Here is an 8,799-nt window from a genome sequence, read left to right as displayed (position 1 = left end):
ACACAAAGATACGCGGCTCATATCATAAAAAATGATACTATATTATCAGATTAATGTGCCAATGTGATTAATCACATTGGCACATTAAGTTGTCTCCGTATCCAGTCCAGCCATTCATCCCACTGTTCCTGATACCAGTAATGCCCGGTTTCCAGATAAGGATGCAGTTCCTTCGGAGAAGAAATCACATTGTAGGCTGCATACATGGAAGTGGGAGGACAGACCTCATCGTTATACCCCCAACTGAACCAACCGGGCACATTCAGCAGGCGGGCAAAGTTTTCCGTATCATAATAGCGCACCGTTTCAAGCTGCTTTTCATCGGGAGCACCGTAATAATAGAAATAATGGGGCCAGCCGCAAGCGCGCTTCTTGAAGAACGCTTCGTGGTCGCATAAGGCAGGATGAACAGCCGCCAGGAAAGTAACGCGCGAATCAAGAGCCGCCGTAATCACAGACAAGGCACCGCCCTGGCTGGAGCCCGTAACGCCCAGCGCCTTCCCGTTGTACTGCGGCAGCGAACAGATAAAATCCACAGCACGCAAAGCGCCTACCACCACACGGTTATAGTAAGAAGCATCCCGGCTGTCGCGGCCGAACGTCCAGTAATTGCTCAGCGCCCCACCTGCCAGCGCATCATATACAGACTGCTGCATCGTGACGGGAATGCCGTGGATACCCACCTCCAATGTAATCACCTTTCCAGGAGCCGTATACGTATCTCCCGCATAAGGGCGGACACCCGCACCGGGCACACGCAGCAAAGCCGGATACTTCCCTTCTTTCTTGGGAATACTGAGAATACCGTAAAAACGTCCTCCCCAAGCTTTTGTCTGGAAGCTGACCTGATATACATTATCCGTTTCCGTACAGCGTTCGGGAAGCAGCGTCATAAGGGGATTCAACGGAGTCTTGCGCGCCTCTTCCAAGGTCTTGGCCCAATAATCCCGAAAATCGGCAGGAAGTTTCGTCACAGGTTGCAGCTGCTCGGGAGCATAGGCCGATGTAGCCAGCCCTTCATAAGTCCGGCCGTCCACATGCGCCTTGACCTTGCAACGCAAGAAGCCTGCAGTCTTCATCGTGCCTTGCAACTTCAAGGTACCATCTTTCAGCACCACGTCTTTCTTTACTTCAGTAGGATACATCTCGGGGCCCAGTTCATAGTCAATCTTGACATCGGACAAGAGGTTCTGTGCCTTCAGCACCCGGACGGTAAACGTACACTTCTCATTCAGACGATACACCCAATCGCTATGGTCAGGTGAAACGACTACACGGATTTCATTGCCGCGTATCTGCGCCGTCACAGCACATACACACAGCAGACATAAAAATAAGGAAAAAACTCTTTTCATGATATCAGATATTAGTATTAATCATTGGTGCAAAAATAGGCACTTTCAATGAAGAATACCAATACTTTTTTATCATATCACCAGCTTCTTTTTCCGATAATTCTCACGGAATTCCTTCGGCGAGCATCCCTTCTTCCGCTTGAACATACGATTGAAATTGGACAGATTGTTGAAGCCGCAGTCATAGCACACCTCTGCAATGGTACGCGTGGAATCTACCAACATACGCGTGGCAAAGCCCAGACGGATATCAATAATGTAGTCGGAAAGCGTCTTGCCGGTGCGCAGGCGAAAGAAACGGCTGAAAGAGACCGGGGTCATGCCCACCATATCGGCCAATGAAGCCAACCGGATATCCTCCTGATAATGGGTGGAAATGTATTTCTGCACCTTCTGTACCCGGCGGCTGTCAGAGAAAGTCTCTATCTTGGCAAACGAAGAACTGGACAACACCCGGGCATTGTCATAGAGGGAAAGTTCGTAAAGGATACGGAGAAAGTTCATCACGGCATAAAAGCCCTGCTCCTCGGAAGCCAGCTTATCCAGCCAGTTGTACACCTTCATGATGGCCTGCATGGGGAAACTAAGTCCGCACTGTGCACGCTCCAGCATCCGACGGATACTGTCGAACTGGTTCTTGTTGACAACGTTCCCGAAGAACAAGTCGGGAGAGAACTGAATGGTAATCTCCCGAATATCCCCGGAGGTACATTCATGTTGCTCCCATACATGCTCCAACTCCTTACCGGTTATCAGCACCAGGTCATAATCACCGATAATCTCGGCAGAATCGCCCACCACACGACGTACGCCGGAAGCATGTTCCGTGAAGTTCAGTTCATACTCTGCGTGACAATGGATGGGGTAGGTAAATTCTGTTTTGCGACGATCGGCAATATAGAAACAGTCACGTTCCGACAGAGGGGTTATTTCCCTCATGATATAGTTCTGGTTTTCCATAGGCATTGGTTAAAAAAATATCATGCCACAAATATACTCATTCTTTTTAATCCCACAACAGTACCATTTGTTACATTTAGAGGTAATAATTGTTATATATGAGCAGATACCCGGGAAAGTCCCACCCGGAAAAGCAAAACTTCCGTTCTTCTCCCCCTCAGGCTCTAATGTAAGGATGTATGAGATGCGCATCTCGTACACTTACACACTATAGTTTGAGGAAGAAAGAAGCGGAGATCCCTCTCTTGCCCCATAGACAAGAGAAAGGTCTCCGCTTCGCCGGATGATATAAATGATAAGCCGCTTACTTCTGCAACTTCAAGACACAGGAAGTTTCCGGCAGGTTTTCCGAAACGACCGTCAGTGTGGCTTCTCCCGCTTCGCCGGTACTTTGCAACAGCACCTGTGCAAGTCCGTTGAATGCCTTTACCTGATAGGTGCGGGCATCGGCGTCGGCCGGACGTTCCGTAGCCTGATAAGCGGGGTCTCCATTCCCCACCCCAAGGATGCGTACCGGACCGGAAACGGTTATCGTCAAGTCGTTGCAGGCAGTGGGGACAAAACGTTTCTTTTTGTCCTGCAACTCAATATTACACACTGCCACATCCCGATTGTCTGCCTGAATGACGGGACGGTCTGCCGTCAGGGAGATACGGGCAGGAGCACCGGTAGTCTCCACAGTACGGGCCAATATTTTTTTGCCGTTCTTATAGCCTACAGCCTTCACTGCACCGGGCTGGAAAACGGCTTTCCAGGAAAGATGGCCGTTTCGGGGCATCGGTTTGCGATCCAGTTTCTTGCCGTTCACAGTCAGTTCCACTTCATCGCAGTTGCTGTATACCCAAATGTCGATGCTATCACCTTCGTGACCTTGCAGATTCCAGTGAGGAAGGATGTGCAGCACCGGCTCATTCGTCCACCAGGACTTCAGATACCAGGCTTCGTCCTTGGGGAAGCCACAGTAGTCCAGAATGCCGAATTGTGAGCCCGTAGCCGGGAACTTCATGGGGTTGGGCTCGCCGCGGTAGTCGAAACCCGTCCAATAGAAAAGACCTGCCAGATAGGGGCGTTCGTCATAGAATTTCCAGCCACGCTCGATGCAGTTCAGCAGGCTGTCAGGCCCGTTCGGTTTACGGTTGTGCGCCACCATGTGGCCTTTGCCGTGGGCATCAAAGTAGATGCCGCGCGTACCACAGCCCGTGGTCTCTTCCGAACCGAGCGCCCGGCGACCGGGATAATCCTTGCGGTGCTGCTCCACAGGGTTCTGAAGGATGTAGTTATAACCGGCCACGTCTGCGGGAATCAAGATGGCAGGGCCACTGCTCGAAGCAACGGTCATGAGGCGCGTAGGGTCGAAACGGTGGCAATATTCGCGCATCGTGGCAGCAATGCGTGTACCGCTTTCTTTCCACTCGATGCCCCACTCCTCGTTGCCTACGCTCCAAAGGATGATGCACGGATGGTTGCGGTCGCGGTCTATCATACGTTTCAGCAGGCGGGTATGTTCCTCGTTGACGCCCGTCAGACGGTTTTCCTCTATCACAAGAATGCCGAGGCTGTCGCAGGCATCGAGCATTTCGGGAGTCATCGGGTTATGGGAAGAACGGCAGGCATTGCAGCCGAACTTCTTCAGTTCCTTCAGTCGGTACACTTGCAGGGCATCGGGAATGCCGGCACCTACTCCGGGGTGGTCTTGGTGCATGTTCACACCTTTCAGTTTCAGAGGCTGTCCGTTCAGGAGGAAGCCCTTGTCGGCATCGAAGCGGATGTCGCGAATACCAATCGGGGTGGCCACCACGTCCACCTGCCTACCGTTTTGCCAGACGCTGGTTTCCATTTTATAAAGGTAAGGATGTTCTGTACTCCATAGCTGGGGATTCAGCACTTTGGTACGCACCTTTACGCTACGCGTTTCTTGCGGCAGCAGGGTTATCTCTTCCGCCTCGTCCTCCATCTGCACTTGTCCGTCGGCATCAAGCAGACGGCACCATACTTTGCCGGAGACGGGGTCTTTTCCCGAATTCTTCATCTGCACTTCGGTCACCAGCACAGCCTTGTCGAAAGGAGCTTCCAGCGTGGAAGATACAAATACGCCGAAAGGAGCTACATGCAACGGCGCCGTCTTGTTCAGCCATACATGGCGGTAGATACCGGCACCTTCGTAAAACCAGCCCTCCTCGAGCGTGGCGTCGGCACGGACGCAGATAAGATTCTCTTCTCCGTAATTCAGGTATTCCGTAATGTCGTATACCTGCGTGGCATAGCCGCTGGGTTCGTGTCCCAGGTAGAAACCGTTTATCCAGATACGGGCATCACGGAAGATACCGTCGAACTGAAGATAAAGATGTTTGCCGAGGTCCTCTTGCGGAACAGTGATACTTTTCCGATACCATCCCACAGAGTTTTCGGGGAATTTATAGCCGACGGCTTTATAGCCATGACTGTGGCTCGCCTCTTTGGCATAAGGCAAATCAACCACCCAGTCATGCGGAAGATTGACCGTCTTCCAGTCCACACCCCACTTCTCCGGATTGAACTTGGGAGAGTAAGGGCCCTCATTATGGATAGAGGCTGCCTTGGTCAGATAGTTGAAGTACTCCGTTCCGCAGCCGAAATCTTTCTCCGGTGAGGAAGCATTGCCAAAAGCAAACTGCCAGCCGTCGTCCAGCAAAATACGTTCGCGGACGGATTGGGCAGAAAGAGAAAAGGTAATTCCAAGAAGGAACAGAAATGCGAATAAGTGTTTCATATCGGTTAATCATAAAATGTGTTTACAAAGATAGAGCGAAAAAGATTCGTGCGGTGATACTTTTGTATCATTTTCCGGTACTTCATGTTTCCGAGGGGAAAAAACACGCCGGGCAAACAAGGGTGATAGGAGAAAAGTTTTTAAATTTGAAGCGTGCTTCCGGGAAAAATGACCGGATGGTACAACTGACGAAGAATGTATCAAACTAAATACAAGAAATAATATGCAAGACAAAAGATTCGGATATTTCGATGACGACAACCGCGAATACGTCATTACCGACCCCAAGACACCCTGGCCATGGATTAACTACCTGGGCAATGAAGATTTCTTCTCGCTCATCTCCAATACCGCCGGAGGCTACTCTTTCTACAAGGACGCCAAGTTCCGCCGCATCACCCGCTACCGCTACAACAGCGTGCCGATGGACAACGGTGGACGCTACTTCTATATCAATGAAGGCGGCAACGTATGGTCTCCCACCTGGAAGCCCTGCAAGACCGCACTCGACAGCTACGAATGTCGCCACGGCATGAGCTATACCCGCATCACCGGAGCCAAAGACGGCATCGAAGCCAGCCTGCTCTTCTTCGTCCCACTGAAGACCTGGGGAGAGGTGCAGAAGCTGACCTTGCGGAATACTTCTGCCAAAGTGAGAAAACTCAAACTATTCTCCTTTGCCGAATGGTGCTTGTGGAATGCCGCTACGGACATGGAGAACTTCCAGCGTAACTTCTCCACGGGAGAGGTGGAAGTGGACGGGTCTGTCATCTACCACAAGACGGAATACAAGGAACGCCGCAATCACTACGCCTTCTACAGTGTCAATACACCCGTAGACGGTTTCGATACCGACCGCGAAACATTCGTGGGACTCTACAACGAGTTTGCCGACCCGGAACGGGTAGTAGAAGGCAGACCGGGCAACAGCATTGCCCACGGTTGGAGTCCCATCGCCTCGCACTATCTGGAAGTAGAACTGCAACCCGGCGAAAGCCGCGACTTCATCTTCCTGCTGGGCTATGTGGAAAACAAGCAGGAGGCAAAGTTCGAGGAACGTGAAGAATCTCTGCATGAAGCGTTCAAGCAGAGTGTACCCTCTTCACCTATTATAAATAAGGTAAAGGCTAAGGCGATGATTTCGGCCTTCGACACTACCGCCAAAGTAGATGCTGCCTTTGCCGAACTGAAAGCCTACTGGGACCGCCTGCTGGACATCTACGTCGTGAAGACCGACGAAGAAAAACTGGACCGCATGGTGAACATCTGGAACCAGTATCAGTGCATGATTACCTTCAACATGTCCCGTTCCGCCTCTTTCTTCGAGAGCGGCATCGGTCGTGGAATGGGCTTCCGCGACTCCAACCAAGACCTCGTGGGCTTCGTGCATCAGATACCGGAACGCGCCCGCGAACGAATCATCGACATAGCTTCTACTCAATTCCCCGACGGAGGATGCTACCACCAATACCAACCGCTGACCAAACGCGGCAACAACGACATCGGCGGCGGCTTCAACGACGACCCCATGTGGCTTATCTTCGGCACCGTGGCCTACATCAAGGAGTCGGGAGACTTCAGCATCCTGGACGAGCCCGTTCCCTTCGACAACAAGGAGGGTTCGGAGGTTTCTCTGTTCGAGCACCTGCGCGTTTCCTTCAACCATGTCATCGAGAACCTCGGCCCCCACATGCTGCCCCTCATCGGCCGTGCCGACTGGAACGACTGCCTGAACCTGAACTGCTTCTCCTGGGACCCGAATGAATCCTTCCAGACCACGGAAAACCAGACGGAAGGTAGTCAGGCGGAATCGCTGATGATTGCCGGCTTGTTCGTAGTGTGCGGACGCGACTATGTGGAACTGTGCCGCCGCTTGGGCAAAGACGACGAAGCCAACCGCGCACAAACCTACATAGACAATATGGTGGAAGCCGTAAAAAAACATGGTTGGGACGGTGACTGGTACTTGCGCGCCTACGATTACTTCGGCCACAAGGTAGGTTCCAAAGAGAACGAAGAAGGACAAATCTTCATCGAATCGCAAGGCTGGTGCACCATGGCAGGCATCGGACTGGAAGAAGGTATGGTAGAAAAAGCACTGGACTCCGTAAAGGAACGCCTGGACTGCGAACACGGTATTGTACTCAACAATCCACCCTTCACCCGCTATGTTGTGGAGTATGGAGAAATCTCCACCTATCCCGCCGGCTACAAGGAGAACGCAGGTATCTTCTGCCACAACAACCCGTGGGTCATCATCGGAGAAACCGTACTGGGCCGGGGCGACCGTTCCTGGGAGTATTTCCGCAAGATATGCCCGTCGTACACCGAAGAGCACAGTGCCCTGCATAAAGTAGAACCTTACGTATGCTGCCAGATGGTGGCCGGCAAGGACGCCGCCCGTCCCGGTGAAGGCAAGAACAGCTGGCTGACGGGAACGGCTGCCTGGATGTGGTATGCCATCACGCAATTCATACTCGGCATCAAGCCTTCGTATGAAGGTCTGGAAATCAATCCTTGTATCCCGTCAGACTGGAAAGGCTTCAACGTGAAGCGCAAGTTCCGCGGAGCGAAATATCATATTACCGTGAAGAATCCCGATGGTGTATGCAAAGGCATCAAGTCCGTCACAGTAGACGGCCAGCCGATAGAAGGCAATGTGGTGAACCATCTGCCGGGCACGCATACAGTAGAAGTAATAATGGGATAACCCACAAAATACAATATCATGATAAACCCTATTTATTCTCCAGCGCCCGAACGCTATGACAACGGCATGAAATTCCGCCGTTGCGGGCAAAGCGGCATCCTGCTGCCGGAAATATCACTCGGATTGTGGCACAACTTCGGCGACGTGAACACATTTGCCAATTCCCAGGCCATGGCGCACTATGCCTTCGACCGTGGAATCACACATTTCGACCTCGCCAACAATTACGGTCCTTCCTACGGTTCCGCCGAAGAGACTTTCGGAATGATTATGAAGAAATCCTTCATGCCCTATCGGGACGAACTATTCATCTCCACCAAGGCCGGACACGACATGTGGCCCGGCCCCTACGGGGAGTGGGGCTCACGCAAGTACCTGATGAGCAGCCTCAACCAAAGTCTGAAACGGATGAACCTGGAGTATGTGGACATCTTCTACTCCCACCGCTACGACCCGGATACTCCGCTTGAAGAGACCCTGCAAGCACTGGTTGATATCGTACGGCAAGGCAAAGCACTCTATGTAGGAATCTCCAAATATCCCAAAGAGGCGGCCGAGTTTGCCTACAAATACCTGGAAGAACGGGATGTACACTGCCTGCTCTATCAAGGCAGATACAATCTCTTCAACCGCGAACCGGAAGAAGAAGGTATCCTGCAGCAAGCCAAAGGGAACGGAACCGGCTTCATCGCCTTCTCCCCGCTGGCGCAGGGCCTGCTGACCAACCGCTACCTAAATGGTATTCCCGAAGATTCGCGCATGGCAAAGGGGGCTTTCCTAAAGAAAGAAGCACTGACCGACGAGACGCTGCAAAAAATCAAGGCACTCAACGAGGTTGCTGCCTCACGCGGGCAAACCCTTGCCGAGATGTCACTTGCCTGGCTGTTGAAGGACGACCTGGTGACAAGCGTCATCATCGGAGCGAGCTCCATTACCCAACTGGCAGATAACCTGAAAGCGACTGAAAATACAGACTTCTCTGCCGAGGAACTGGAGAAGATAAAGAAAATCATTCAAAAATAAAT

General features: G+C 51.9%; 5 protein-coding genes. 2 read left to right on the top strand and 3 right to left on the bottom strand.

Going from position 1 to position 8,799, the window contains the following annotated elements; all coding sequences use genetic code 11:
• Positions 1–71: 71 nt before the first annotated feature.
• The 3 genes from ABUA47_RS03325 to galA all read right to left on the bottom strand — a co-directional run bounded on the left by ABUA47_RS03325 (position 72) and on the right by galA (position 5,064).
• On the bottom strand, positions 72–1,355 hold the full coding sequence (locus ABUA47_RS03325) for an acetylxylan esterase (RefSeq protein WP_035449722.1): 1,284 nt from the start codon (positions 1,353–1,355) through the stop codon (positions 72–74).
• Between the two features lie 72 nt (positions 1,356–1,427).
• A complete protein-coding gene (locus ABUA47_RS03320; protein ID WP_009037794.1) occupies positions 1,428–2,315 on the bottom strand; it encodes a helix-turn-helix domain-containing protein in 888 nt (295 codons plus the stop codon).
• Positions 2,316–2,619: 304 nt separating this feature from the next.
• Positions 2,620–5,064: a beta-galactosidase GalA gene (gene galA / locus ABUA47_RS03315; RefSeq protein ID WP_005834802.1), complete on the bottom strand. Its 2,445-nt coding sequence runs from the start codon at positions 5,062–5,064 to the stop codon at positions 2,620–2,622.
• Positions 5,065–5,287: 223 nt separating this feature from the next.
• Here galA and ABUA47_RS03310 point away from each other — a divergent pair, with 223 nt between their 5' ends.
• Both ABUA47_RS03310 and ABUA47_RS03305 read left to right on the top strand, forming a co-directional pair.
• Complete coding sequence (locus tag ABUA47_RS03310; RefSeq protein ID WP_035449727.1) at positions 5,288–7,774, top strand: GH36-type glycosyl hydrolase domain-containing protein; 2,487 nt, start codon at positions 5,288–5,290, stop codon at positions 7,772–7,774.
• Positions 7,775–7,792: 18 nt separating this feature from the next.
• The gene (locus tag ABUA47_RS03305; protein WP_035449730.1) at positions 7,793–8,797 is read left to right on the top strand and encodes an aldo/keto reductase; all 1,005 of its coding nucleotides are present in this window, start codon (positions 7,793–7,795) and stop codon (positions 8,795–8,797) included.
• The last annotated feature ends 2 nt before the right edge of the window (positions 8,798–8,799 follow it).

Source organism: Bacteroides sp. RTP31139st1_H2_RTP31139_211217, assembly GCF_040227615.1.
Classification (GTDB): Bacteria; Bacteroidota; Bacteroidia; order Bacteroidales; family Bacteroidaceae; genus Bacteroides; species Bacteroides uniformis.
This window is presented reverse-complemented; position numbering and strand designations above follow the sequence as displayed.